Raw genomic sequence first — 23,205 nt, 5'->3', positions numbered from 1 at the left:
GATCAGCCAAACTGATCGGCGGAACACATTCCTGCGTTTTGTGCTACAGGCCCTGTGCTAAATTGCTTTGGCGCCTATTCAGCCGCCACAGCACCCTTGGCGGCGATGTCGGCCAGAATGGCCTCGGCACAGTCACGGCCGTCGCGGATTGCCCATACCACAAGGGAAGCACCCCGAACGATGTCGCCAATCGCGTACACCCCATCCATGTCCGTCCGGCCCGTTGTGAACTCGGCTTTGACGGTGCCCCAGCGGGTCACGGCCAACTCGGGCTGCCCCCAAAGGTTCGGAAGCTCTTCCGGCTCAAAGCCCAGCGCTTTGATGACCAGATCCGCAGGTTCGTCGTAATCCGAACCCTCAATCACTTCCGGACTCTGGCGGCCCGTCGCGTCAGGCAAACCCAGACGCATGCGCTGAACCACGACCGCGTTTACCGGATCACCTTTGAAACCGACCGGCGCGGTGAGCCACTCAAACTGGACACCTTCCTCTTCGGCATTCTGAACTTCGCGCTGCGATCCCGGCATATTTGCCCGGTCGCGACGGTAGAGACATTTCACCGAGGTCGCGCCCTGCCGGATCGCGGTTCGCACGCAATCCATCGCCGTGTCGCCACCACCAATCACAACGATCCGCTTGCCTTCCGCATTCAGCGCGCCGCTTTCAAACTCGGGAACGCTGTCGCCAAAGTTGGCTGCCCGGTTCGAAGCCGTCAGATAATCCAGTGCTTTCACGATGCCTTCTGCACCAGCGCCGGGTCCGCCCAGATCGCGGCTTTTATACACGCCGGTGGCGATGATCACTGCGTCGTGCTGGGCACGGATATCGTCAAATGACAGATCGCTGGGCCCGGTGCCGCCGACATTGCAGTTCAGAACAAAGCGCACACCGCCCTGCTCGAGCTGCTCATTGCGACGCATCACAACGTCTTTTTCCAGTTTGAAGCCCGGAATGCCATAGGTCAGCAAACCGCCTGAACGGTCATAGCGATCGTATACGGTCACCTGAACGCCGGCACGGCGCAGAACATCCGCCGCCGCCAGACCGCCGGGGCCAGCACCGATAATGCCAACGCTTTCGCCACGCTCGGCAGCCGGCTTGATCGGCTGTACCCAGCCTTCTTCCCAAGCAGTGTCCGTGATGTATTTTTCAACCGACCCGATGGTCACGGTGCCGTGGTCCGACTGTTCAATCACGCAGTTGCCTTCACACAGGCGATCCTGCGGGCAAATACGGCCACAGATTTCCGGGAACGTATTGGTCGCCTGGCTGACCTCATAGGCTTCCTGCAGGCGCCCTTCCGCGGTCAGGCGAAGCCAGTCGGGAATATTGTTGTGAAGCGGGCAGTGGCTCTGACAGTAGGGAACACCACATTGGCTGCAGCGGCTCGCCTGCTCCTTGGCCTTCGCATCCGCGTATTCTGCGTAAATTTCGTTAAAATCTTCACGGCGTTCGGTCGCCTCGCGCTTGGTCGGCATTTCGCGCGGTACATTCACGAACTTGAGCATTGGCTGCTTGGCCATTGAAAATTCTCCGTCTGCGGATTCGGGTGTCGCGGTTGTTTATCAGGAAAAACAGACAAATCCAGAAGAAAGGGCAGCAAGAGTTACCTTTTTTCTAAAAGTTTTTCCCCACAAGACCCGAAGGCGGCAGTTTTTAGAATTGCGCGACACATGATAGGACCGAATCGGACTGTTATTCCAACTTCCAACCTGAACACAGTTCTCTATACAGAAAGGAACGGCTCAGGGACCACCGCCATGACCTTCACGCACCTGCTTATTCTGGCTTTAATTCAAGGCGTTACCGAATTTCTTCCGGTTTCCTCCTCTGGCCATTTGATCCTGCTACCCAATCTGACCGGATTGCAGGACCAGGGACCCATCATCGATGTCGCTGTGCATGTCGGCACTCTGGGCGCAGTCATTTTGTACTTCTGGTCCGATGTCAAAGTCGCCCTGCACGGCTGCACCCGTTTGGTGCGCGGCAAAGTCGATACGGCCAGCGCATTTCTCGCGCTTTGCCTGCTCATCGCTACGGTTCCGGTTATTCTGTTCGGGCTGGCACTGAAACTGTCCGGCTTTGATGATGCCCTGCGCTCCACTGCTGTTATCGGATGGAGCATGCTGGGTTTTGGCATTGTGCTTTACTGGGCAGACCAGACAGGGCCACAAACCAAAACCGCCAAAGACTGGTCACTCAAAGACGCGCTGATCATGGGGCTGTGGCAGGCAATTGCGCTTATTCCCGGCACGTCGCGGTCAGGCATCACCATCACCGCGGCCCGGCAGTTGGGTTACAGCCGGCAGGACGGCGCACGCCTTGCCATGCTTATGTCGATCCCCACAATCATCGCCGCTGGCGCCTTGGCCGGGGCAGATGTGGCCAGTCGCATGGATGCCCAGGCAGCACGCGACGGCGCGATTGCAGCAGCCTTCGCCTTTGTCGCCGCACTCGCTGCGCTTGCTTTGATGATGCGCCTGCTGAAATCCGTGAGCTTCACACCCTACGTGATCTATCGCGTCATACTCGGCATCATCCTGCTGGTCATTGCCTACAGCTGATCCCCCTGCAGGCTTCTTTGTGCTCGAAATATCCCGGGGTGAATTGGCCATCGGCCAAGAGGGGCAGCGCCCCTACTCCCATCAAACCCGGTGGTACGGACTGCCCGCCAAAATCGAGGCCGCACGATAAAGCTGCTCGCTGAGCATTACACGGACCAACATATGCGGCCAAACCATCTGGCCGAAGGACAATGCAAAATCCGCCTCGGACCGTAACGCCGTATCGATCCCGTCAGCACCGCCTATGACAAAGGCCAGATCCTGAACCCCATCGTCACGCCATCGGGCCAGACGTTTGGAAAACTCAGGCGAACTTTCAACCCGGCCCCGTTCATCCAGCACGCAGAGTGTTGCCCCATTGGGAATGGCCTTGCGCAGCAATACCGCCTCAGCCGCCATGCCGCCGCCTTTTCGGTCTTCGACTTCATGCACGGAAACCGGGCCAAGGCTCAGCGCCCGGCCCGTCCGGTCGAACCGTTTGAAATAGTCGTCAATCAGATCGCGCTCGGGGCCGGCTCTCAACCGGCCCACAACACAAAGATGCACACGCATTTATTGCGGTGCTGGTTCGGCCGCATCGCCTGCGGGCAGCCACATCTTTTCCAGCTGATAGAACTCGCGCACTTCGGGTCGGAACACATGCACCACGACATCCGCTGCGTCGATCAGCACCCAATCGCCCGAGCTTTTGCCCTCAACCTTGGTCAAAAGCCCATGGCTGTGCTTCAACTCTTCCTCGACCTTGTCGGACAGAGCCGCGACCTGGCGCGATGACCGGCCAGAGCACACGACCATGTAGTCGCAGACAGAAGTCTTACCGCGCAGATCAATCTGCACGACGTCTTCGGCCTTGTTGTCGGAAAGAACTTCCAAAATAGCGGCAAGCAGTTCTTCGCTTGTCGATTCCATTGCGGGCATTCCGGTTACGGGTGCGCCCTTGCCTGCGGCATCTGCCGCGCTTGCTGTCGAAGACAGGACATCGTCCTCCTTGTGATACGCGCCGCATCCTAGATGCCCCGGCGCCGGGCTCGTGCCAAAGATAGCACCGCCCGGCTGAATTCTCAACGCTCGACCGACGTGCCGCAGCGTGGCAAAGGCGCACCCGCATCCGTTTCGATCCGTTTGACCAGTTTTTGCGCTGAATAAGGGCGAAGCAACGGCATCAAAGGGCCGCCTTCACGGGTCCGGATCGAAATGCTGACCTTGCCATTTTCCGGAACCGGCAACCCGGTGTAACACGGGCTGACCATGGCGGTCAGACTGCCAGTGGAATCAGCGGGCGACTCTTGCTCCCACGCGGCGACCTTGGCCTGCATCGCCCTCAGCTTTGGCACGTCCTCTGGTTTGATAGCCAAAGCAATTCCACCATCTGACAATCCGGTTTGACGCAAATGGTACTTTTCACTGATCGCCTGATCGCGAAATTGCGCGTCCAGTCCGATGGTCGCGCCATTTTGCTCGAGCCCCAGCCCGGGCGGGAGACCGATCACGACGGTGTATTTCGCCGGATCAGCGGTCAGCGGGTTTTGTCTTTCAAGCATGGCTGTGGTCGCGTGGTCGATAGCCGAGCACCCGCTCAGTAGTAGCGCAATAAGTGTCATTTTTCGAATCATGATACGTACTCTTGTAATATTTTTTTATTGTGTTACGATAATTTTTACTCACGCAGCAAGGGAATTTTTAGACATGCTTCCTCGTCGCACACGTCACTGGGCTGTGACACTTCAGTGGATGACATGGGTCACGATGCTGGCCCTTGTGATCCTCATTCCCTATTCCCTGTTCGACCCTGACGCGTTGGTTGCGCAGGCCCATGACAGCATTTCCAAGGCGCCGGGTGACTGGACGACCGGCTCTTCCGCTATTGCGCTTTTGATCGGGGCGAGCCTGCTTCAGCTGGCCGTGACCCTGTTGATCCTTTGGCACATGAGCCGGCTATTTGGCTGTTACGCAAAGGGTGAGGCCCTGAGCCTTCCGGCCGCGCGGCACATCCGAGGTATTGGCATCTGGACTCTGGTTCGTGCGCTTATGGCGGTTCTGCATACACCGTTTGTTTCGCTCGTGTTGTCGATCGACGCGCCCACAGGTCAGCGCAGCCTATCCATTGCCATAGACAGCCATCTGGTCGCGCTCAGCCTTGTGGGCGGCATGATGCTGATGATCGGCATGGTGATCGCGCAGGCCGTCGCGATTGCGCGCGAAAACGAGAGTTTTGTTTGATGCAGATCGTGGTCAGATTGGACGTCATGCTGGCGCGGCGCAAAATGCGATCGCGTGAATTGGCAGCCGAGGTGGGAATCACCGAACAGAACATATCCCTGCTGAAATCCGGCAAGGTCAAAGGCATCCGCTTTGAGACTCTGGCGCGGATTTGCGAAGTGCTTGACTGTCAGCCCGGCGATCTGCTCGAAGCCTTGCCTGAGGATGCGGTCTAAGCGCCGTAAGGCACCCAGACCGTCTTGACCTCGGTCGCGGCTTCGAGGAATTCGCGACCTTCGCCCACATCCCCCATCCAGTCGCGTGCTGTGCGTTCGGTCCAAGTACGCTTGAGATTTCCGGCTGCGCCCGCTTCGATCGTCTGCGCAACATCAGCGCCGCAGAACGACCAGACCGCCTCAATGTCCACGTGACTTGCAAGGGTTGGTGCCAGCTCAGACGCGGCGCCGGTCAAGATGTTCACGACCCCAGCCGGCACGTCCGAAGTTTCGAGCACCTGATAGAAGTCTGTTGCCACCAGCGGGAACGGCTCTGACGCGACCAACACCGTTCGATTGCCCATGGCGATGGCCGGGGCCATGCAAGACACAAGCCCCAGCAAAGGAAACGCATCGGGGCAAAGTGCAGCAATCACACCGCATGGTTCGCGCAGCGCGACCGCCAGCCCTCGCATCGGGGCCTGCGCCACCCGTCCATCGAATTTGTCGGCCCAAGCGCCATAGGTGAACAGACGGCTGATGGCAGCCTCAACTTCGGCAGCGCCTTTGCTACCACCGGTCGTCAGATCGATCCGCGCGGCAAACTCATCGGCACGCGCAGCGAGGTTTTCGGCGATATAGTACAAGATCTGCGCGCGATTGTGGGCACTGGCCCCGGCCCAACCTTTTGCAGCGCGCGCGGCTTCTACGGCGTTGCGAACATCCTTGCGATTGGCAATGGGTGCCTGACCAATCAAACGCCCACGCTTGTCAAAGATGTTGCGGGCATAACCACCGTCTGGGCGTGCCTGTTTCCCGCCAATATACAGCTTGGCAGTGCGATCCACCGGCTGTGGCTCTGCATCTTCACCCTTGAGCGCGGCAACAGGCTTGAGCGCCTTTGGTTTGGCAACGGGTTTGGTGTAGGCCTGAAGCCCCTCCCATCCGCCTTCACGGCCAAACCCGGATTCACGCACACCGCCGAACGGCGCAGCCGCGTCGAACATGTTCGTGCCGTTCACCCAGACCACACCGGCGGCCAGCTTGGGGGCGACGTCCAGTGCTGTATTGATATTCTCGGACCAAACCGAAGCAGCAAGACCATATCGGGTGTTATTCGCGACCTCCGCAGCTTCGGCAGGCGTGCGGAACGTCGTGGAGACCAAAACCGGGCCGAAGACTTCTTCCTGCATCAAGGGCGACGCAGTGGACAGGCCGGTGATCAGGGTCGGCGGATAATAACACCCGTCCGGCACGGCGCAGGCGGCGCGATGTATCACGCCGTCCGATGCATCAACCAGTGCCGCGATCCTGTTCTTTTGCTCGGGATCAACGATCGCACCTACGTCGATGCTCTTATCGAGAGGATTGCCGATGCGCAATTTGTCCATTCTCGCACGAAGCTTGGTGTGGAATGCTTCGCTGATGCCCTCCTGAACCAAAAGGCGCGAACCGGCGCAGCAAACCTGTCCACCATTGAACCAGATCGCATCCACCAAGCCTTCGACAGCACTATCGATATCGGCATCTTCGAAAACGATATAAGGGCTCTTGCCACCCAACTCGAGCGTGAGCGGAATGCCCCTCCCCGCGGTGGCGGCGCGAATTTTGCGCCCGACCTCGGTCGAGCCGGTAAAAGCGATCTTGTCGACGTCGGACGCCACGATCATCTCGCCCACTGCGCCGTCACCGGTGACAATATTCACAACGCCTTTGGGCAGGCCCGCCTGACGGCAGAGATCTGCAAAGCACAACGCAGTAAGAGATGTCCATTCCGCAGGCTTCAGGACCACCGTGTTGCCCATCGCCAAAGCCGGGGCGACCTTCCACGCCAGCATGAGAAGCGGGAAATTCCATGGAATGATCTGGCCACAAACGCCCAGCGCCTCACGACCTGGCAGTTCGGCATCCATGAGCTGGGCCATGCCGGCGTGATGATAAAAATGTCGCTGGGCCAGAGGCACGTCAATGTCGCGGGCTTCGCGGATCGGTTTGCCGTTGTCCATGGTTTCAAGAACGGCCAACAGGCGCGCGTGTTTTTGCAACAGCCGCGCCAGTGCATAGAGATAGCGTGCACGGCCCTTACCGCCCAGTCGCGCCCATTTGCCTTGTGCCCGCCGAGCGGCATTGACCGCCGCATCCACATCGGCCTGCGTTGCCTGCGTGATCTCGGCCAACACTTCGCCCGTGGCCGGGCTTTTGGTTTCAAAGGTCTCGCCTGGCGCGGCAAAAGCACCATCGATGAAACAGCCAAACCGGGCCCCTTGATCCGTGATCCACGCCAGTGCGTCACCCGCAGCCTCTGGGGCTGCGCCATAGTCCATGGTTTCGAAGATATCTTTGACGGTCATGAAAACTGCTTTCTCAGGACAAGGAAGGCGGCGTAGGCCAGCCAGACAAAGGCAAGGCCCCAGACGCATAGCTTGATGCGCCCGGCGCGACGATGAAGGTTGGCATAATCCTGCAAGGCCTCGGGAACGTCCTCAGGCGGGGCGAATTCCGGCTCCGGACCAAGCAAGCGTTGCATGCGCGTCGGCAAATCGCGCGCCGCGCGTTTCACACGCCGTCTTTGCCAGGACTGGCCGCCCAGATAGAGCGCAAAAAACAGGCCGAACAACAGAAGATATGGGTTGTTCTGCATCGCCTAGCCTATCGGGTGGCGCCAGGACGCCGAATAGGCTCCGGTCACGTGGTGTTCGAGTTGGCGTTCAATATCACCTAACAGCGACGACGCCCCAAACCGGAACAGGTCGGGGCGCAGCCATCGGTCCCCAAGCTCTTCCTTGATCAAGGCCAGATAAGTCACTGCATCTTTGGCTTTGGAAATACCCCCGGCAGGTTTGTACCCCACCCGGAACCCGGTGCGGTCATAAAAGTCGCGGATCGCACGGATCATGACCAACGAAACCGGCAAGGTGGCATTGACGCTTTCCTTGCCTGTCGATGTCTTGATGAAATCGGCACCGGCCATCATGCACACCAGAGAAGCGCGTGCCACGTTTTGCAGGGTGCCCAATTCGCCCGTCGCAAGGATCGCTTTGACATGAGCAGGCCCGCAGGCCTTTCGAAAGGCGACCATCTCGTCGTAGAGGCCCTGCCAATCACCACGCAACACCAAGCGGCGCGAAATAACGATATCGATTTCTTCTGCGCCCGCCTTCACGCTTTCTTCAATCTCGGCAATGCGCAAATGAAATGGCGAAAGCCCGGCCGGGAACCCGGTCGAGACGGCGGCGACCGGGATGCCGGTCCCGTCCAGCGCTCGGACAGCATCACCGATCATGTCGTGATAAACACAGACTGCGCCGGTGGTCAGGTTGGGCAGACCCAGCGTGTCGAGGATATCAGCACGCACAGGATTCCGCGCCTTCGTGCACAAGCGCAGAACGCGCCCAGGCGTGTCGTCCCCCGACAAAGTCGTCAAATCGATGCAGGAAATTGCACGGGCAAGCCATGCAGCCTGATGCTCTTTTTTGACCGAGCGCCGCCCAGGCAATGTGGCCGCCCGGCGTTCAATGGCAGACCGGTTCGCCCGCGCCCGCATCACCCAATCCATATCAAGCGGAATGCCCGGATTGCGTGGTTCGGGATTGTGGGTCGCACTCACTTGGGGAAGCTGTCCCGTTTCCAATGCTGTCATGGTGTCTGTGTGGCTCATTGATCGGCTCCTGATTTGCCAAACTGTCACCAAGCGTGGGGACGCGCAAGCGGCTGTCGCAGCAACGCGACGGCATCTTTTTTGCGAATCGCTCGCAACTACATTGACTTCTTGCGAATGACTCGCATATAAAAAGCAGCAATCCGGAGATCCGAAATGAACCTGACCCGTCGTGCCCTGATCAGCTCCATGGCTGCCGCCCCTCTTTTGGGTTCAGCCGCATGGGCAGACACCCCCCTACGGGTGGTTGCGACAACCGGAATGGTGGCCGACGCTGCGCGCGCCATCGGTGGCGGTGATGCGGTGGTGACCGCGCTGATGGGCGCTGGGGTTGATCCACATGCGTATCGCCAAACCCGATCCGACATCGTGGCCATGACACGCGCTGATCTGGTACTTTCCAACGGCCTGTACCTAGAAGCACAGCTGGAATCCTTTTTGGAAACGCTGGCCCGGCGCACAACCGTGGTGGCCGTGGCCGAGGGCACACCAAAGTCTGAACTGATCCGTCATGCCGATTATGCAGGCAAAGCCGATCCGCACATCTGGATGGTTCCGGGACTATGGCAGCACGCTGTTCGCGAAACCCTTGTGGCAATGCAGCAGGCTGCGCCGGAAAAAGCCGATCGGTTTGCGGTCAATGCACAGGCTTATTTGAGCGAGATCGAGACCGTTGGGAACTATGCCCGCGACACGCTGGCCATGATCCCTGAACAGGCTCGCGTTCTGGTTACCGCCCACGACGCCTTTGCCTATTTCGGACAGGCCTACGGGTTCGAGGTCGAAGGCATTCAAGGCATATCTACTGAATCCGAAGCCGGCCTGCAGCGCATTGGCACACTGGTCGACATGCTGGTCACGCGCAAGATCAGTGCTGTGTTTGTCGAAAGCTCGGTCTCTGACCGCAATATCCGCGCCTTGATCGAAGGGGCTGCGGCCCGCGGCCATACCGTCTCGATTGGCGGTGAGCTTTTCTCAGACGCTATGGGTATGCCCGGCACGTACGAAGGCACTTATGTTGGTATGATCGATCACAACAGCACGGTGATTGCCCGGGCACTTGGTGCAGATGTTCCGCCACAGGGTATGAACGGCAAACTGGCGGCAGGACTATGAGCTTGCAAGTCGCACCCACAGGACCAGCCGACCAAGACGGCGTAGACACCGCGCCTTTGGCCTTGCGGGGACTGACCGTTGCCTACGGTGCCGAACCAGTGGTGTTTTCAGTCGACATGACCGTTGCGCCCGGTGCAATGACCGCAATCATCGGGCCGAACGGGGCAGGCAAGTCGACGCTGTTGAAAGCATCCCTTGGTATTGTGAACCCCTTGGCCGGGCAGATCACTTATTGGGGTGATGATCTGGCGCGCAATCGCAACCGGGTTGCCTATGTCCCGCAAAGGGCCAGCGTTGATTGGGATTTCCCGACACAGGTGCTCGATGTGGTTCTCATGGGGCTTTATGCGGAACTCGGCCTGCTCCGCCGTGTTCGCCCGCAACACATCGCGCGCGCAATGGCCTGCCTGACCCGTGTTGGCATGCAGGATTTCGCCGACCGACAGATCGGACAATTGTCTGGCGGCCAGCAACAGCGCGTGTTTTTGGCACGCGCCTTGGCGCAGCATGCGGACCTGTTCTTGCTGGATGAACCCTTTGCCGGTGTAGATGCTGCCACCGAAGAAGCAATCATCACCGTTTTGAAGTCTCTCAAGGACGAAGGAAAAACGGTCGTCGCCGTGCATCACGATCTGTCCACGGTCGACACCTATTTTGACAACGTCTTTTTGATCAACCGCCGCCGTCTGGGCGAAGGCCCCGTATCTGAGGCCTTTACACAAGATGCCCTTCAGGCGGCCTATGGCGGACGCCTGTCTGATGGCCTGATCGCGGCGCAAACAGGCTGATCATGCTGGACGCACTAACCTTTCAGCTTGGCTACAACGCCGCGTTGGTCACGTTGGGTGCAACGATGCTTGGGTTTGCAGCCGGGGCTGTCGGGGCCTTTCTTTATTTGCGCAAACGCGCCCTTGTGTCTGACGCGATCAGTCACGCGACATTGCCGGGTTTGGTCTTGGCGTTCATCGGCATGGTCGCTCTGGGCGGGGATGGCCGGGCGTTGGGGGGATTGCTGCTTGGATCGGCGGGATCCGCGCTTGTCGGGCTGTGGGTCACAAACTGGCTGACCCGCACCACACGCCTGTCCGAAGATGCCGCGATTGGCGCTGTTCTTTCCGTGTTCTTTGGCTTTGGCATCGTATTGCTGACAGTCGTTCAAAACATGTCCGCAGGCCGACAAGCCGGGCTCGAAGGATTTTTGCTAGGTTCAACGGCGGGCATGCTGCGCAGTGATGCAATTCTGATCGCCGTAGGCAGCTTAGTGGTTCTGTTGGCCACGCTTTACATGCGGCGGCCTTTGCTGATCACCGCCTTTGATCCCGGCTACGCGGCAGTCCGGGGTATCAATACGCACCGCTTTGATATGGCCTTGATGGTGCTGGTACTCGGCATCACGGTTGTCGGGCTGAAGGTGGTCGGGCTGATCTTGATTGTGGCCATGTTGATCATTCCGCCCGTTGCCGCCCGGTTCTGGTCAGAAAATGCGGTCAAAGTGGTCGGGTTGTCGGCACTCTTCGGCGGGCTTTCCGGCTATATCGGCGCAGCCGCATCGGCCACGGCACCCGCCCTGCCCACCGGCCCGATCATCGTGCTGACCAGTTTCGCTCTTTTCGTCCTTTCCTTGCTGCTTGCACCCGGACGCGGCCTGCTGGCCATGGCGCTCCGGCACCGCCGCCTGCAAAAGCAGGTTCACATCCGACAGGGGCTTTTGGCATTGGCCAGAAATCAGGCCATCTACGAAGGTTTCACACGCCGATTGCTGCGCCGTGCAGGCATGATGCAGGCGGATGGCGTACCCACGCTCGAAGGCCGCAAGGAAGCATCGCAGTTGCTGCATGACGAAGCCCTTTGGCAGGAACTGCGCCGCAGCCAGACGCTCTCGGAACTAGCCATTCGCGATGACGGGCTCACTCGCATTGCCGAGGTTCTGACCGCCGATCAGATTGCAGCGCTTGATGCACAGCTCGGACCAAAGGCGGTATCATGATGGGCTACGAGTTTGTCGCTCTGTCCCTTCCGCCGATTGTCATCGGTGTTTTGGCGGCCATGGCCTGCGCTTTGCCGGGCAACTTTCTGTTATTGCGCCGCCAGTCGTTGATTGGCGACGCAATCAGCCATGTGGTTTTGCCGGGCATTGTCGTGGCCTTCCTGCTGACGGGCACCGTTGCAGCGCTGCCCATGATGGTGGGCGCTGCGGCGGCGGCTGTTGTGGCCGTTGTCGCAATCGAGGCTATCCGTCGGTTGGGCCGCGTTGAATCCGGCGCAGCGATGGGTGTGATCTTTACGGCCATGTTTGCCGGCGGCGTCCTGTTGCTGGAACAGTCCGATACATCTTCGGTTCATCTGGATGTAGAGCATGCGCTCTACGGCAATCTCGAAAGCCTGATTTGGCTGGATGCTGTTGGATGGCAATCGCTGATTGACCCTGCTGCACTGGCTTTGTTGCCGCCTGAACTGTGGCGCATGGCGCTGGCCTTTGCGGTTGTTGGTCTCGCAACCTGGTTGTTCTGGCGCCCCCTCAAGGCAACCAGCTTTGATGAAGGCTTTGCCCAGAGTCTTGGCTGGCCGACCGGTTTGATAGGCATGGGCATCGTGATCATGGCTGCGCTTGCGGCTGTGGCGGCCTTTGACGCTGTGGGTTCGATCATCGTGATTGCCATGTTCATCTGCCCGCCTGCGGCCGCACGGCTTATGACCAACCGCCTTGGCACGCAGGTGGCCTGGTCACTGGCTTTCGCCGTGCTGAGCGCTGTCCTTGGTTATGTTCTGGCCGGATACGGGCCGATTTGGCTGGGCTATTCGGCCTCGGTTTCAGCCGCGGGCATGATTGCGACGATCTCGGGTCTGATCCTTGCGCTGGCAGCCCTATTCGGACCTCATCGCAGAGCATAGCCCATCAAATTTTGCGTTTCGTATTTTGCTCGATTGTGGCCCTGTGATCGCTTTTCAAAAGGAAAGACTCGAACAAGAACAAAACAAGAACTATACTCTTTGAAATGTTCGCCGAGCTTTGCGCCACCTCCAACTTCACTTTTCTCACCGGGGCCTCTCACCCCGAGGAATACATGGAACGTGCCGGTCTGCTGGGGCTCTCTGCCGTTGCCATTGCCGATGAAAATTCTGTGGCCGGGATCGTGCGCGCCTACACCAAGGCAAAGGAGATTGCCCGCCAGGTCAGAGAGCGCGCCAAGCTGGAAGCAGAGCATGGCATTATCGGGCCGCCCCTGCCGGCTGGCATGGCACCCCCAGCACCACAACCCGGCGCCGACATCCGGAACATCCCGCGCCTGATCCCGGCGGCGCGGCTGGTCTTTATCGAAGGCGTCGAGATGACCGCCCTTGCCGCCACGCGTCAGGGCTGGGCCTGTCTGACACGTTTGATTTCCAAAGGACGGCTCAGGTCAGCAAAGGGTCATTGCGATCTCAGCCTTGGGGATCTGCCAGATGACATGCAGGGCCTGCAGCTGATCCTGCATCCGCCAAAAGCGCTCGATCCGCCGCCCGGCGCGGGCCCGTGGTTCGCACAGGCGCAACAGCTGACGCGCCGCTTTGGCCAGATTATGCATCTCGCGCTCAGCCCTTGTTATGACGGGCAGGATCGTATCCGGTTTGACCGGCACGCCACTTTGGCGCGCCATCTGAAAATCCCAACCGTTGCAAGCGCAGCGCCGCGTATGCATCACGGCCGTCGTCGCCGGCTGGCCGATGTCGTAACGGCCATCCGCCGGGGGTGCCGCGTGGATCAGCTGGGGCGCGCAGCCTTGACCAACAGCGAACAACGCCTGCGCCCCGAGGCCGAAATGCGCCAGATACTCGGCCCCCATGCCGAGGCGGTAGACCATGCCGCCCGGCTGGCCAAATCCTGCACATTCGATCTGGGCAGCCTGCGATATGAATACCCTTCCGAAATCGCGGCCGGTGAAACAGCGTCTCAGCGCCTTGCCCGACTGGCCTACGAAGGGCTGGACTGGCGCTATCCATACGGCGCGCCCGAACGGGTCCGTGCCATGCTGGAGCATGAGCTTCAGCTTATCGCCAAGCTGGCATACGAGCCCTATTTCCTGACGGTACGCGACATCGTGGCCTTTGCCCGGTCCCGTGATATTCTGTGTCAGGGCCGGGGGAGCGCCGCCAATTCAGTGGTCTGTTATTGCCTTGGCGTGACCTCGGTCAGTCCTGAGATCGGCACCATGGTGTTCGAACGCTTCGTCTCCGAGGCACGGGATGAGCCCCCAGACATCGACGTGGATTTTGAACACGAACGCCGCGAAGAGGTGATCCAGCATATTTATGAAACCTACGGGCGCCATCGCGCAGGCCTTTGCGCCACGGTGATCCACTATCGTGGCAAGCGTGCCATCCGCGAGGTCGGCGCCGCCATGGGGCTCACGCAGGACACCATCGGCGCGCTCTCCAGCCAACTTTGGGGATTTTTCTCGACCAAGGGGCTGGAAGCCGAACGCATGGCTGAAATCGGTCTGGACCCCACAGATCGCAGGCTACAACTGACCATGCAGCTGATTTACGAAATCGTCGGTTTTCCGCGCCATCTGTCCCAACACGTCGGCGGCTTTATCGTCACCGAAGGCCGGCTGGACGAATTGGTCCCCATCGAGAATGCCACGATGGAGGGGCGGACCGTCATTTGCTGGGACAAGGATGACATCGACAGCCTCGGCATTCTCAAGGTCGATGTTCTGAGCCTTGGTATGCTCACCTGTATCCGCAAGGCCTTTGACCTGCTGGCCCAGCACCACGGCCAGCGCTACAGCCTTGCCAGCCTGCCCCAAGAGGACCCAAGGGTCTATGACATGCTCTGCAAGGCCGACAGCATCGGCGTCTTTCAGGTCGAGAGCCGCGCGCAGATGAACTTTCTTCCGCGCATGAAGCCACGCTGCTTTTATGATCTAGTCATAGAAGTCGCCATTATTCGCCCGGGGCCCATTCAGGGCGATATGGTCCACCCCTACATTCGGCGCCGCAACGGCGAAGAAGAGGTCAGCTTTCCATCAGACGCCTTGGGCGCGGTGCTCGGCAAGACACTGGGGGTACCCCTGTTTCAGGAACAGGCCATGCAGATCGCCATCGTTGGCGCCGGCTTTACGCCTGATCAGGCCGACCGGTTGCGGCGGTCTCTTGCCACCTTCAAGAAACACGGCAACGTGTCAGAGTTCAGGACCCTGTTCCTCAAGGGCATGCGCGCCAACGGCTACGACGAAGATTTTGCGCAGCGCTGTTTTTCCCAGATCGAAGGGTTCGGATCTTACGGGTTTCCAGAAAGCCATGCGGCCAGCTTTGCATTGCTGGTCTACGCCAGCGCATGGATCAAGTGCCATCATCCCGGTGTCTTTGCCTGCGCCCTGCTCAATGCCCAGCCCATGGGATTCTACGCCCCTGCGCAGATCGTACGCGATGCCAAGGAACATGGCGTTCAGGTCAGACCTGTCTGCATCAATGCCAGCTTCTGGGACAATGTGATGGAACCCGATGAAGACGGCGGCCTCGCGCTGCGGCTCGGGTTTCGTCAGATCAAGGGGCTGCGTGAAGAAGACGCCCAATGGCTGACAGCGGCCCGGGGCAATGGCTATCAATCCGTGCGCGATGTCTGGCGCCGTGCGGGACTGGGCCCTCAAGTCCTGCAGCGCTTGGCGGAAGCTGATGTCTTTGCTGCGCTGGATCTGCCTCGTCGCAATGCATTGTGGGATGCCAAGGCACTCAGCAACGGGCCAGAATTGCCGTTGTTCGCGCTGGATCTGGATGGCGAAGCCATTGACGAACCCGCCGCCCACCTGCCGTTGATGACAGAAGGCGAACAGGTGGTCGAAGACTATGTCGCCCTGCGGCTGACACTGCGCAAACATCCTTTGGCACTGCTTCGCGGTACGCTCACGCCTTCGCCTGCGGCGGGCCCGTCAGGGGGCTCTGCCCCCTCTGGCGGCCATGCCACCATTCACCCCCGGGATATTTCCAGCACAAAGAAACACAAGGTTGCAAAGCTGATGACACGGGTCAGTCTGGATTGACGGAAACGCCCACATCATGCGAGCCAAAGCACATCAGCCCAGGAGTCATGCCATGATAGCCATCATTTTCGAAGTCATTCCAAAAAACGGGATGATGCCGAACTACCTCGACATCGCTGCCGAGATGAAACCCCTTGCGCAGGATATGGAAGGCTTCATCAGCGTCGAACGGTTCCAAAGCCTCACAAACCCGGACAAGCTTTTGTCGATCAGTTTCTTCGAAGACGAGGCCGCAGTTATGCGCTGGCGCAAGCTTGCCGCGCATCGCAACGCACAATCCAAGGGCCGCGCGCGCATCTTTGACGACTATCATCTGAAAGTCTGCCACGTGATGCGCGACTACGGCATGCATGACCGGGATCAGGCACCAGACGATAGCATCGCCTGCCACGGATGACCTGACATCACCGGGCGCGATGGGACGGCGGGCGGGGCGATGCTGCCTGCAGCGAGCGCCGTATCGCCGTTACACCCCCGCCTTGATGATTGCTTCGGCCAGAATTGGCACAGTCGACGCGTTCAGGCCCGCAATATTCAGACGCGAGTCGCCCACCATGTAGATCGCACTGTCACGCCGCATCGCCTCAACCTGATCAGGGCTCGCACCAAGACGTGAGAACATACCACGGTGCTGTGCGATAAAGCCAAAGCGGTCAGACCCGGACAAACGCTGCAATTCACTGGCCAATTGCTCGCGCAGGCCCAGCATGGACAGGCGTACTTCTTCCAGTTCAGTCGCCCAATCCGCACGCAGGGCCGGATCATTCAGCACCATCGTGACAAGACGCGCACCATGATCTGGTGGAAACGAATAGTTCTGGCGGTTCAGGAAATTGAGCGTTTGCTGGTTCAGCGCGCCTCGGTCCGGATCGCTGCACACGGCCATAAGCAGGCCCGCACGTTCGCGATAGATGCCGAAGTTCTTGGAACAGGACGCCGCAATCAGGACCTCAGGGCAGTTGCCAGCCACGAGACGCACGCCTTGCGCGTCTTCTTCAAGACCATCGCCAAAACCCTGATAAGCGATATCGATCATCGGAACCGCACCTGTTTTATTCAAGTGTTCGACGACAAGTTTCCACTCTGACAGATTCAGGTTCGCACCAGTTGGATTGTGGCAGCAGCCATGCAAGAGAACAACATCCCCAGCTTGGACATTCGCCAGATCCGCCATCATCCCATCACAATCCACACCGCGTGTTTCATCGTCGAAATAGCGATAAGGAACCATCTCCATGTTCATATGCTTCAGGATCGACAGGTGATTGGGCCAGGTCGGGTTGGAAACGAAAACCCGGGCCTTCGGATTGGCCATCTTGATCAGGTCGAAACCCTGCCGACACGCCCCAGTGCCCCCCGGCGTCGCCGCGGCGGCGACAGTGCTGCGCGGAACCGCATCGCCAAGGATCAGATCGATCATCACGTCGGCATAGCCCGGGTCGCCCGCAAGTCCTGTATAGGACTTGGTTGTCTCGACCTCCCAGAGCTGCTTTTCCGCTGCTTTGACAGCCCGCATGATCGGTGTGTGACCACTTGCATCTTTGTAGACACCCACACCCAGATCAACTTTGGTGTCGCGAGGATCCTCACGGTAGGCTTGCATCAGCGCGAGGATCTTGTCAGCAGGTTGCGGCTTGAGAGCTTCAAACATCAGTCTTCTCCGGAAGAGGCTGGGCCCGTTTCAACGGGCAGGGTCGGGAATTGGCCCCATTCGGTCCAAGACCCATCGTAAAGCGAGTAATCTTTCTTGCCGAAACGCTCCATTGCCAGAGCCAGCACAGCGGCTGTTACGCCGGACCCGCAGGTCGTGATGACGGGCTTGGACAGATCGACGCCAGCGCCCTCAAACGTGGCCCGCAAGTCTGCCGGCGCTTTCATCGTCTTGTCGGCTTTCAGAAGACTGGTAAACGGCACGTTCTTGGAGCCAGGGATGTGACCGGCGCGCAGCCCCTCGCGCGGCTCGGGCGCATCGCCGCGGAACCTTGCTTCTGCGCGGGCATCGACAATCTCGATATCGCGCAGTTTCGAGGCCGCCGAAACCTGTGTCACATCGCGCACAAGATGCGCCTGACGGCGCACGGTCATGTGACGATCGCGAATGACCGGAGGCATGTCTTCGACCGGACGGCCTTCAGCGAGCCATTTGGGCAGACCACCATCCAGCACCGCAACATCATCCTGCCCCATCAGGCGAAAGAGCCACCAGACCCGGGCCGCAGAAAAAAGCCCCGACCCGTCATAGACAACAACCTGATGGCCGTCGCCGACCCCCATGGCCCGCATCCGGGACATGAACTTTTCGATGGGTGGCGCCATATGCGGCAACTCGGACCGCAAATCTGAAATTTCGTCTATGTCGAAAAATCGAGCGCCGGGGATGTGGGCCGCGTCATACTCGGCCTTGGCGTCGCGCCCTTCGGCGGGCATGAACCAGCTGGCATCAAGGATGCGCAGATCAGGGTCTTTGAGATGTTGCGCCAGCCACTCGGTCGAGACCAGCGTCTTGGGATCGTCGGCAGACATAAAAACCCCCGGGGGTTAAGGAACGAAATTGTCCATAGTCCCCGGGGGCTAATCTTGCAACATGAGATGCCGCTGATGGACCTTTTTTCAAAGGTTCAACCAGCGAGACGCACTCACTTGCCCATTGCGTTGCGGACCATGCCGACAACCGCCAGCACAACACCGCCGCCAACACCGCCACCGGCAACCTGACCGAGGATGGACGCAATATCCATACCGCCGCCCGCAGCTGCTTCGGCCACACCGCCAGCGCCCAGAGCCGACAGGATCGTGCCGCCCAGACCACCGCCCACGATGCCGGACAGTGAATTGATCAAGGTGCCCTGATTGAGGTTCTTAAGCAGGCCACCTGCTACGTTGCCGCCAACAGCGCCCGAAAGCAGTCCAATAATCAGTTCCATAGGTATTCCCTTCCCTTTTGCCCGGCTTGTCCGGGTTTACGTGGCAGACCCTAAAGGGAAAGCAGCCAGCGCTGTAGTGGGAAGTCTTTACCGATTCTCCCCGGCTGGCAGGGGCCACATGAAACTTAGCTGTTTTGCTTGAGCAAGCGTTGTTTCTGGCGGCTCCAGTCGCGCTTGGCTTCGGTCTCGCGTTTGTCGACGGTCTTTTTGCCTTTGGCGATGCCGATCTTCAGCTTGGCGATGCCCTTGTGGTTAAAGTAGAGCACCAGCGGCACGATGGTCATGCCCTTGCGCTGCGTATCATTCCATAGACGGGACAGTTCGCGCCGCGAGACAAGAAGTTTACGGCGCCGGCGTTCTTCATGGCTGAACATGGCGCGGTCATAAGGCGCAATGTAGGAATTCACGAGCCACAGCTCGCCTTCGTCAACCGTTGCATAGCTTTCAGCAATGTTGGCCGAATTCTCGCGCAGAGATTTAACCTCAGAGCCCTGCAGAATGATCCCACACTCGATATCGTCTTCGATCGCATAGTCGAAGCGCGCCCGCCGGTTCTCGGCGATTACCTTATAGTTCGGGTCTGTTGCTGGTTTCTTGGCCATGCTTCGCAGATAAGCGCTGTGTGCGCCCAAGTCCATGGGTTGACCATCACCACTGCACAACCAATCCAAAGAAATGGGCCCTCGCACAGCAAGGGCCCAGTATCCGGTTTCAGGCAGCTCAATCAGTGACGGGCAAGTTTGTAGCCACTGCGCAAGAGGCAGCGTGCGGCATAGCCCCAGGCTTTGCCCTTCTTGCGTTGGATCTGCATCGCACAGCGCTGGGGAAGCTTGTTAAAAGCGCGGTAGCTGTTTTTCAGGCATCCCGCACCAAGCGCGTATTTCGTCCAAGGCTTGTTCACACGCACCAGACACTTTCGTGGAAGTGGCGGACGCACATTGTGACGGGGCCGCGGAACATAGCCATGCCCATTGTGCGCGCCATGGCCATTGTGGACATAGCCGTGAGTGCGGACGGTATAGCCATTGTCACCGGCATGCTCGATTGCACGACCCAGCAGATACAAGGTGGCTGCTGCACCGACAAATCGCTTGAGATCGTCGTTGTCAGCGCGCGCCGGGGCCGCGGCAAATGCCGTGATGGTTGCAGCGACGACAAGAACGCCAGTGATGAATTTACGAGACATGAGACAGGTCCTTTCGGTTCATGTGTTAAGTGTGGACGCGCTACAGACAGCGCCTGATCCCACACTCGTCTCTTTCCCAAAAATCAGGCAATAACGGCCCGTGGCTATTGAATAGCCGGACTACGAACCAAGCATTGTTATTGAATTTCAAAGGCACACGGATCACTCTGGCCACATGAAAACACTCATCGTTACACTCTCATTGGCGCTTGCCGCCACGACCTTGCCAAATGCGGCTGCAGCGGACTGCTATGTCGAGTACAAGGCAAAGCAGGACAGCCCACTCAGGCTGCACTACGGCGTACTTTCGCTAAACGGCGACTGTCCGGGTAAAAAAGCCGCCGCGCGCGCCGCAAGTTCACGACTGGATGCCGGTGGCTGGACCCTGCTGAACATCGTCGGCCTGTCCGACAAAACTCCGTCTGTCAAGAAAAGGGCAAATGCCGGTGACTTTTACCTCCGATTCTGACGTAGCCGTTAACCGCAGATCTGGCAGCAGGATCGTGACAATCGGTATTGTCGCGATCGTTGTCATTCTGGGACTTGCCGGCGCCGGATTGCTTTTGACCCTTCCTGATGGGGATGCCTTCAACTCCAGAGTTGAACGGATCTTTGTCGAGAATGACGATCTGACCAGTCAGGCCGAAGTGAAACTTCTGGAAATCCTGGCGCAGTCGGGAACCAGCTTTGCCGAAGTTCTGGCCAGCTACCGTTTGGTGATCTTCGTGCTGCTGGTGTTTTCGGCAGCCCTGCTGATCGCGGCGTTGGTGTTTCTCGTGATGCTCGTCGCTTTGAACCGCCGCATGGCCCAGATCGAACGCTCTGGCATTCAGGTCAGCTCACTCATCATCAGCCGCGAAGAAAACACAGTGTACCTAAACACAATGGGGTTCAAGCTGACCGACGCGATGATGGAAACTCTCGCCGTTCTGGCCGAGGCACGCATGGATGACGAAATGATGACCGGCGCACAGATCGAATCCGTCATTTCCGGACGCTCCGAGGGGGACTGCGAGGAAGCCGCGGGCGCCACACGGATCAAACGCCTGCGCGATGGTTTGGGCAATCAGTTGGTCAGCGAATTGCTGGTCAAGAATATCGCGCGGCGCGGCTACATGCTGGCCATCGACAAAGGCGTGATCGAAGTGGTTTGATCACGCCCGCCCCCTCGTTGGGAGAGGGTCAGAATGCGACCATTGTCAGCAGATCGTATTCGCCAACGACATCGTCGTCCTGATCCCGCAACTGCACGTCCCAGCGCACTTCACCATAACTGTCGGTCCGCGGTGTTTTCTTCTTGACCGTCAATCGCACCTTCAGATGAGCACCCGGCCGAACCGGCTTCATGAACCGCAGGTTTTCCAAGCCTGTGTTGGCCAGAACCGGTCCTTCGTCCGGTTGAACGAACAAGCCCGCTGCAAATGACAAGAGCAGGTAACCGTGCGCAACGCGTCCGGGAAAGAACGGATTTCGCTTGGCGGCCTCTTCGTCCATGTGCGCATAGAATGTGTCGCCCGTGAACTTTGCGAAGTGTTCGACATCCTCCAGCGTGATTTCCCGGCTTGCGGTCTGCAGCGTGTCGCCGATCTGCAGATCACCGTAGCGACGCGTAAAGGGATGTGTATCGCGCTCTGTTTCACGCGCGCCGGGAAACCAGGTGCCGCCAATCGCCGTCAATATGTCCGGGCTGCCCTGAATCGCCGTGCGCTGCATGTAATGCATAACGCCCCGCACACCGCCAAGCTCTTCGCCGCCCCCGGCCCGACCCGGCCCGCCGTGCACCATATGAGGCAGTGGCGATCCGTGCCCTGTGCTTTCCTTCATCGAGGTTGCATTGTTGAAATAAAGTCGGCCATGAAACGCACCGGCGGACAACGCGACCTGCCGTGCGACGTCTCCATCGCCGGTGACAACCGAGGCCACGAGACTGCCACCCCCTCGGTTCACCAAAGCCATGGCATGCTCCAGGTCCTGATACCCCATAACCGTGGATACCGGACCAAAGGCTTCGGTGTCGTGAACCCGCTGCGCCGCATCCGGGTTTGCACAATACAGCAGTACCGGCGGCAGAAAGGCCCCTTCGGAGGCATCAGCCCCATCCACATCAAAGTTCTGCGGATCGCCACAAACGCGTTCGGTTTCTGGTCCCAACAATTCCAGCTTGGCCAGAACATCAGCGCGTTGTTTGTTTGAAATCAGCGCCCCCATTCGGGTCGTTTCCAGATCAGGCGCCCCGATCCGCGTGTCGGTCAGCTTTTGAGAAAGCGCAGCGATCAATGCCGGGACATGCGCGTCAGGCGCGATGATCCGGCGGATCGCGGTACACTTCTGCCCGGCCTTTGCCGTCATCTCGCGATGGGCTTCCTTAACGAACAAATCAAATTCAGGCGTTCCCGGAACCGCGTCGGGACCCAGAACCGATGCGTTAAGGCTATCCTGTTCGGCGACGAAGCGGACCGACTCGCGCAACAGATGCGGGTTTGACCGCAGCTTGAAGGCCGTTTCAGCCGAACCGGTAAAGCTAACCACATCCTGACAATCCAAACGGTCGAGAAGATCGCCCAAGCCGCCAGTCACCAATTGCAATGCGCCCTCGGGCAAAAGACCACTGTCCAACATCATACGGACGCAGGCCTCGGTGACATAGCAGCTGTCTGTCGCTGGCTTTACGATGGCCGGCATGCCCGCCAATAGCGTGGGCGCCAGTTTCTCCAACATGCCCCAGACCGGAAAATTGAAAGCATTGATATGCACAGCAACCCCGCGCAGTGGGGTGCAGATATGCTGGCCCAGAAACGTCCCGCCACGGGACAGCTGTTCCACATCGCCATCCAAATAGACTTGGGAGTCCGGCATCTCGCGGCGACCCTTGGAGGCGATAACCAGCATCGTGCCGATCCCGCCATCAATGTCGATCTTGCTATCGGCCAGCGTCGCACCGGTCCGATAGGACAGATCATAGAGCGCTTGTTTCCGCTCTCCCAGATATAGCGCCAGCGCTTTGAGCATGCGGGCACGATCATGAAACGTCATGGTGCGCAGAGCGTTCCCGCCGTTCTGTCTGGCCCAGCGGCGCATTTCCGCGAAATCAAGCGAAGCGCCACCGGCTTCGGCAAAATCCTGCCCCGTGACCGCATCAGCAATGCGTCTTGTGTGCTCGCCCGGTGAAACCCATTCACCCTGGGCAAAACTGCATACTCCCTGAAGCGTCATGGTAATTCCTCTCATCCTTTGCAGGCGACTATTCCAGTGCGGGCGTGTAAGATCAAACCGCTAAAATCGCAGACTTCGGATATGACCTTTCACTGACGGCTTGCCAG

General features: G+C 59.1%; 24 protein-coding genes. 11 read left to right on the top strand and 13 right to left on the bottom strand.

Going from position 1 to position 23,205, the window contains the following annotated elements; genetic code table 11:
• Nucleotides 1-74: 74 nt before the first annotated feature.
• Complete coding sequence (locus PFY00_RS09975) at nucleotides 75-1,523, bottom strand: NAD(P)-dependent oxidoreductase (protein ID WP_271432409.1); 1,449 nt, start codon at nucleotides 1,521-1,523, stop codon at nucleotides 75-77.
• A gap of 237 nt (nucleotides 1,524-1,760) precedes the next feature.
• On the opposite strand from PFY00_RS09975, the gene PFY00_RS09970 reads away from it, so the two are divergent.
• Nucleotides 1,761-2,564, top strand: a complete 804-nt coding sequence (locus tag PFY00_RS09970; protein WP_271432408.1) for an undecaprenyl-diphosphate phosphatase — start codon at nucleotides 1,761-1,763, stop codon at nucleotides 2,562-2,564.
• Between the two features lie 81 nt (nucleotides 2,565-2,645).
• Here the strand turns inward: PFY00_RS09970 and rlmH are convergent, their stop codons facing one another.
• The 3 genes from rlmH to PFY00_RS09955 all read right to left on the bottom strand — a co-directional run bounded on the left by rlmH (nucleotide 2,646) and on the right by PFY00_RS09955 (nucleotide 4,177).
• A complete protein-coding gene (rlmH, locus tag PFY00_RS09965; protein WP_271432407.1) occupies nucleotides 2,646-3,116 on the bottom strand; it encodes a 23S rRNA (pseudouridine(1915)-N(3))-methyltransferase RlmH in 471 nt (156 codons plus the stop codon).
• Nucleotides 3,117-3,473, bottom strand: a complete 357-nt coding sequence (gene rsfS / locus PFY00_RS09960) for a ribosome silencing factor (protein ID WP_333908206.1) — start codon at nucleotides 3,471-3,473, stop codon at nucleotides 3,117-3,119.
• A gap of 152 nt (nucleotides 3,474-3,625) precedes the next feature.
• The gene (locus PFY00_RS09955) at nucleotides 3,626-4,177 is read right to left on the bottom strand and encodes a hypothetical protein (protein ID WP_271432406.1); all 552 of its coding nucleotides are present in this window, start codon (nucleotides 4,175-4,177) and stop codon (nucleotides 3,626-3,628) included.
• A gap of 73 nt (nucleotides 4,178-4,250) precedes the next feature.
• On the opposite strand from PFY00_RS09955, the gene PFY00_RS09950 reads away from it, so the two are divergent.
• The gene (locus PFY00_RS09950; RefSeq protein WP_271432405.1) at nucleotides 4,251-4,784 is read left to right on the top strand and encodes a DUF2975 domain-containing protein; all 534 of its coding nucleotides are present in this window, start codon (nucleotides 4,251-4,253) and stop codon (nucleotides 4,782-4,784) included.
• Entirely contained in the window at nucleotides 4,784-4,999 is a 216-nt protein-coding gene (locus PFY00_RS09945; RefSeq protein WP_271432404.1) for a helix-turn-helix domain-containing protein, read from the top strand. Before PFY00_RS09950 ends, PFY00_RS09945 begins: the two co-directional genes overlap by 1 nt.
• Here PFY00_RS09945 and PFY00_RS09940 read toward each other — a convergent pair.
• The 3 genes from PFY00_RS09940 to deoC are packed head-to-tail and all read right to left on the bottom strand — an operon-like array spanning nucleotide 4,996 to nucleotide 8,636.
• A complete protein-coding gene (locus PFY00_RS09940; RefSeq protein WP_271432403.1) occupies nucleotides 4,996-7,329 on the bottom strand; it encodes an aldehyde dehydrogenase family protein in 2,334 nt (777 codons plus the stop codon). The genes PFY00_RS09945 and PFY00_RS09940 overlap by 4 nt on opposite strands.
• Complete coding sequence (locus PFY00_RS09935) at nucleotides 7,326-7,619, bottom strand: hypothetical protein (protein WP_271432402.1); 294 nt, start codon at nucleotides 7,617-7,619, stop codon at nucleotides 7,326-7,328. The genes PFY00_RS09940 and PFY00_RS09935 overlap by 4 nt, the downstream gene beginning before the upstream one ends.
• A 3-nt stretch (nucleotides 7,620-7,622) precedes the next feature.
• A complete protein-coding gene (deoC, locus tag PFY00_RS09930; protein WP_408648457.1) occupies nucleotides 7,623-8,636 on the bottom strand; it encodes a deoxyribose-phosphate aldolase in 1,014 nt (337 codons plus the stop codon).
• A gap of 156 nt (nucleotides 8,637-8,792) precedes the next feature.
• Here deoC and PFY00_RS09925 point away from each other — a divergent pair, with 156 nt between their 5' ends.
• The 6 genes from PFY00_RS09925 (at nucleotide 8,793) to PFY00_RS09900 (ending at nucleotide 16,172) form a co-directional block, all read left to right on the top strand.
• A complete protein-coding gene (locus tag PFY00_RS09925; protein WP_271432401.1) occupies nucleotides 8,793-9,752 on the top strand; it encodes a metal ABC transporter solute-binding protein, Zn/Mn family in 960 nt (319 codons plus the stop codon).
• Nucleotides 9,749-10,540: a metal ABC transporter ATP-binding protein gene (locus PFY00_RS09920; RefSeq protein ID WP_271432400.1), complete on the top strand. Its 792-nt coding sequence runs from the start codon at nucleotides 9,749-9,751 to the stop codon at nucleotides 10,538-10,540. The genes PFY00_RS09925 and PFY00_RS09920 overlap by 4 nt, the downstream gene beginning before the upstream one ends.
• Nucleotides 10,540-11,739, top strand: a complete 1,200-nt coding sequence (locus tag PFY00_RS09915) for a metal ABC transporter permease (RefSeq protein ID WP_271432936.1) — start codon at nucleotides 10,540-10,542, stop codon at nucleotides 11,737-11,739. The genes PFY00_RS09920 and PFY00_RS09915 overlap by 1 nt, the downstream gene beginning before the upstream one ends.
• Nucleotides 11,736-12,644, top strand: a complete 909-nt coding sequence (locus tag PFY00_RS09910) for a metal ABC transporter permease (RefSeq protein WP_271432399.1) — start codon at nucleotides 11,736-11,738, stop codon at nucleotides 12,642-12,644. The genes PFY00_RS09915 and PFY00_RS09910 overlap by 4 nt, the downstream gene beginning before the upstream one ends.
• 104 nt (nucleotides 12,645-12,748) lie before the next feature.
• On the top strand, nucleotides 12,749-15,775 hold the full coding sequence (locus PFY00_RS09905) for an error-prone DNA polymerase (protein ID WP_271432398.1): 3,027 nt from the start codon (nucleotides 12,749-12,751) through the stop codon (nucleotides 15,773-15,775).
• A gap of 52 nt (nucleotides 15,776-15,827) precedes the next feature.
• The gene (locus PFY00_RS09900) at nucleotides 15,828-16,172 is read left to right on the top strand and encodes an antibiotic biosynthesis monooxygenase family protein (protein ID WP_271432397.1); all 345 of its coding nucleotides are present in this window, start codon (nucleotides 15,828-15,830) and stop codon (nucleotides 16,170-16,172) included.
• A gap of 69 nt (nucleotides 16,173-16,241) precedes the next feature.
• Here PFY00_RS09900 and PFY00_RS09895 read toward each other — a convergent pair whose 3' ends face one another.
• The 5 genes from PFY00_RS09895 to PFY00_RS09875 all read right to left on the bottom strand — a co-directional run bounded on the left by PFY00_RS09895 (nucleotide 16,242) and on the right by PFY00_RS09875 (nucleotide 19,885).
• On the bottom strand, nucleotides 16,242-17,426 hold the full coding sequence (locus PFY00_RS09895) for an amino acid aminotransferase (RefSeq protein WP_271432396.1): 1,185 nt from the start codon (nucleotides 17,424-17,426) through the stop codon (nucleotides 16,242-16,244).
• On the bottom strand, nucleotides 17,426-18,298 hold the full coding sequence (gene sseA / locus PFY00_RS09890) for a 3-mercaptopyruvate sulfurtransferase (RefSeq protein ID WP_271432395.1): 873 nt from the start codon (nucleotides 18,296-18,298) through the stop codon (nucleotides 17,426-17,428). Before sseA ends, PFY00_RS09895 begins: the two co-directional genes overlap by 1 nt.
• 113 nt (nucleotides 18,299-18,411) lie before the next feature.
• The gene (locus PFY00_RS09885; RefSeq protein WP_271432394.1) at nucleotides 18,412-18,699 is read right to left on the bottom strand and encodes a hypothetical protein; all 288 of its coding nucleotides are present in this window, start codon (nucleotides 18,697-18,699) and stop codon (nucleotides 18,412-18,414) included.
• Nucleotides 18,700-18,824: 125 nt separating this feature from the next.
• Nucleotides 18,825-19,301, bottom strand: coding sequence for an SsrA-binding protein SmpB (gene smpB, locus PFY00_RS09880; protein ID WP_271432393.1), 477 nt, complete (start codon nucleotides 19,299-19,301; stop codon nucleotides 18,825-18,827).
• A gap of 122 nt (nucleotides 19,302-19,423) precedes the next feature.
• Nucleotides 19,424-19,885: a hypothetical protein gene (locus PFY00_RS09875; protein ID WP_271432392.1), complete on the bottom strand. Its 462-nt coding sequence runs from the start codon at nucleotides 19,883-19,885 to the stop codon at nucleotides 19,424-19,426.
• 175 nt (nucleotides 19,886-20,060) lie between these two features.
• Between PFY00_RS09875 and PFY00_RS09870 the strand changes: the two genes are divergently transcribed.
• Nucleotides 20,061-20,354 carry a hypothetical protein gene (locus tag PFY00_RS09870; protein WP_271432391.1) on the top strand — a complete coding sequence of 98 codons (294 nt, stop codon included), beginning with the start codon at nucleotides 20,061-20,063 and terminating at the stop codon, nucleotides 20,352-20,354.
• Entirely contained in the window at nucleotides 20,326-21,039 is a 714-nt protein-coding gene (locus tag PFY00_RS09865) for a hypothetical protein (protein WP_271432390.1), read from the top strand. The genes PFY00_RS09870 and PFY00_RS09865 overlap by 29 nt, the downstream gene beginning before the upstream one ends.
• A gap of 28 nt (nucleotides 21,040-21,067) precedes the next feature.
• On the opposite strand, the gene paaZ is transcribed toward PFY00_RS09865, so the two are convergent.
• Nucleotides 21,068-23,098, bottom strand: coding sequence for a phenylacetic acid degradation bifunctional protein PaaZ (paaZ, locus tag PFY00_RS09860; RefSeq protein ID WP_271432389.1), 2,031 nt, complete (start codon nucleotides 23,096-23,098; stop codon nucleotides 21,068-21,070).
• Nucleotides 23,099-23,205: the final 107 nt, after the last annotated feature.

The sequence above is a fragment of the Thalassococcus lentus genome, from assembly GCF_028023555.1.
Lineage (GTDB): Bacteria > Pseudomonadota > Alphaproteobacteria > Rhodobacterales > Rhodobacteraceae > Thalassococcus_A > Thalassococcus_A lentus.
Note: the sequence above shows the minus strand (reverse complement) of the source record. Positions and strands in the feature narration are given on the sequence as shown.

Coding starts and splice junctions, on each gene's coding strand:
- PFY00_RS09975 (WP_271432409.1), bottom strand. CDS start 1,523: ATGGCCAAGCAGCCAATGCTCAAGTTCGTGAATGTACCGCGCGAAATG.
- PFY00_RS09970 (WP_271432408.1), top strand. CDS start 1,761: ATGACCTTCACGCACCTGCTTATTCTGGCTTTAATTCAAGGCGTTACC.
- rlmH (WP_271432407.1), bottom strand. CDS start 3,116: ATGCGTGTGCATCTTTGTGTTGTGGGCCGGTTGAGAGCCGGCCCCGAG.
- rsfS (WP_333908206.1), bottom strand. CDS start 3,473: ATGGAATCGACAAGCGAAGAACTGCTTGCCGCTATTTTGGAAGTTCTT.
- PFY00_RS09955 (WP_271432406.1), bottom strand. CDS start 4,177: ATGATTCGAAAAATGACACTTATTGCGCTACTACTGAGCGGGTGCTCG.
- PFY00_RS09950 (WP_271432405.1), top strand. CDS start 4,251: ATGCTTCCTCGTCGCACACGTCACTGGGCTGTGACACTTCAGTGGATG.
- PFY00_RS09945 (WP_271432404.1), top strand. CDS start 4,784: ATGCAGATCGTGGTCAGATTGGACGTCATGCTGGCGCGGCGCAAAATG.
- PFY00_RS09940 (WP_271432403.1), bottom strand. CDS start 7,329: ATGACCGTCAAAGATATCTTCGAAACCATGGACTATGGCGCAGCCCCA.
- PFY00_RS09935 (WP_271432402.1), bottom strand. CDS start 7,619: ATGCAGAACAACCCATATCTTCTGTTGTTCGGCCTGTTTTTTGCGCTC.
- deoC (WP_408648457.1), bottom strand. CDS start 8,636: ATGAGCCACACAGACACCATGACAGCATTGGAAACGGGACAGCTTCCC.
- PFY00_RS09925 (WP_271432401.1), top strand. CDS start 8,793: ATGAACCTGACCCGTCGTGCCCTGATCAGCTCCATGGCTGCCGCCCCT.
- PFY00_RS09920 (WP_271432400.1), top strand. CDS start 9,749: ATGAGCTTGCAAGTCGCACCCACAGGACCAGCCGACCAAGACGGCGTA.
- PFY00_RS09910 (WP_271432399.1), top strand. CDS start 11,736: ATGATGGGCTACGAGTTTGTCGCTCTGTCCCTTCCGCCGATTGTCATC.
- PFY00_RS09905 (WP_271432398.1), top strand. CDS start 12,749: ATGTTCGCCGAGCTTTGCGCCACCTCCAACTTCACTTTTCTCACCGGG.
- PFY00_RS09900 (WP_271432397.1), top strand. CDS start 15,828: ATGATAGCCATCATTTTCGAAGTCATTCCAAAAAACGGGATGATGCCG.
- PFY00_RS09895 (WP_271432396.1), bottom strand. CDS start 17,426: ATGTTTGAAGCTCTCAAGCCGCAACCTGCTGACAAGATCCTCGCGCTG.
- sseA (WP_271432395.1), bottom strand. CDS start 18,298: ATGTCTGCCGACGATCCCAAGACGCTGGTCTCGACCGAGTGGCTGGCG.
- PFY00_RS09885 (WP_271432394.1), bottom strand. CDS start 18,699: ATGGAACTGATTATTGGACTGCTTTCGGGCGCTGTTGGCGGCAACGTA.
- smpB (WP_271432393.1), bottom strand. CDS start 19,301: ATGGCCAAGAAACCAGCAACAGACCCGAACTATAAGGTAATCGCCGAG.
- PFY00_RS09875 (WP_271432392.1), bottom strand. CDS start 19,885: ATGTCTCGTAAATTCATCACTGGCGTTCTTGTCGTCGCTGCAACCATC.
- PFY00_RS09870 (WP_271432391.1), top strand. CDS start 20,061: ATGAAAACACTCATCGTTACACTCTCATTGGCGCTTGCCGCCACGACC.
- PFY00_RS09865 (WP_271432390.1), top strand. CDS start 20,326: ATGCCGGTGACTTTTACCTCCGATTCTGACGTAGCCGTTAACCGCAGA.
- paaZ (WP_271432389.1), bottom strand. CDS start 23,098: ATGACGCTTCAGGGAGTATGCAGTTTTGCCCAGGGTGAATGGGTTTCA.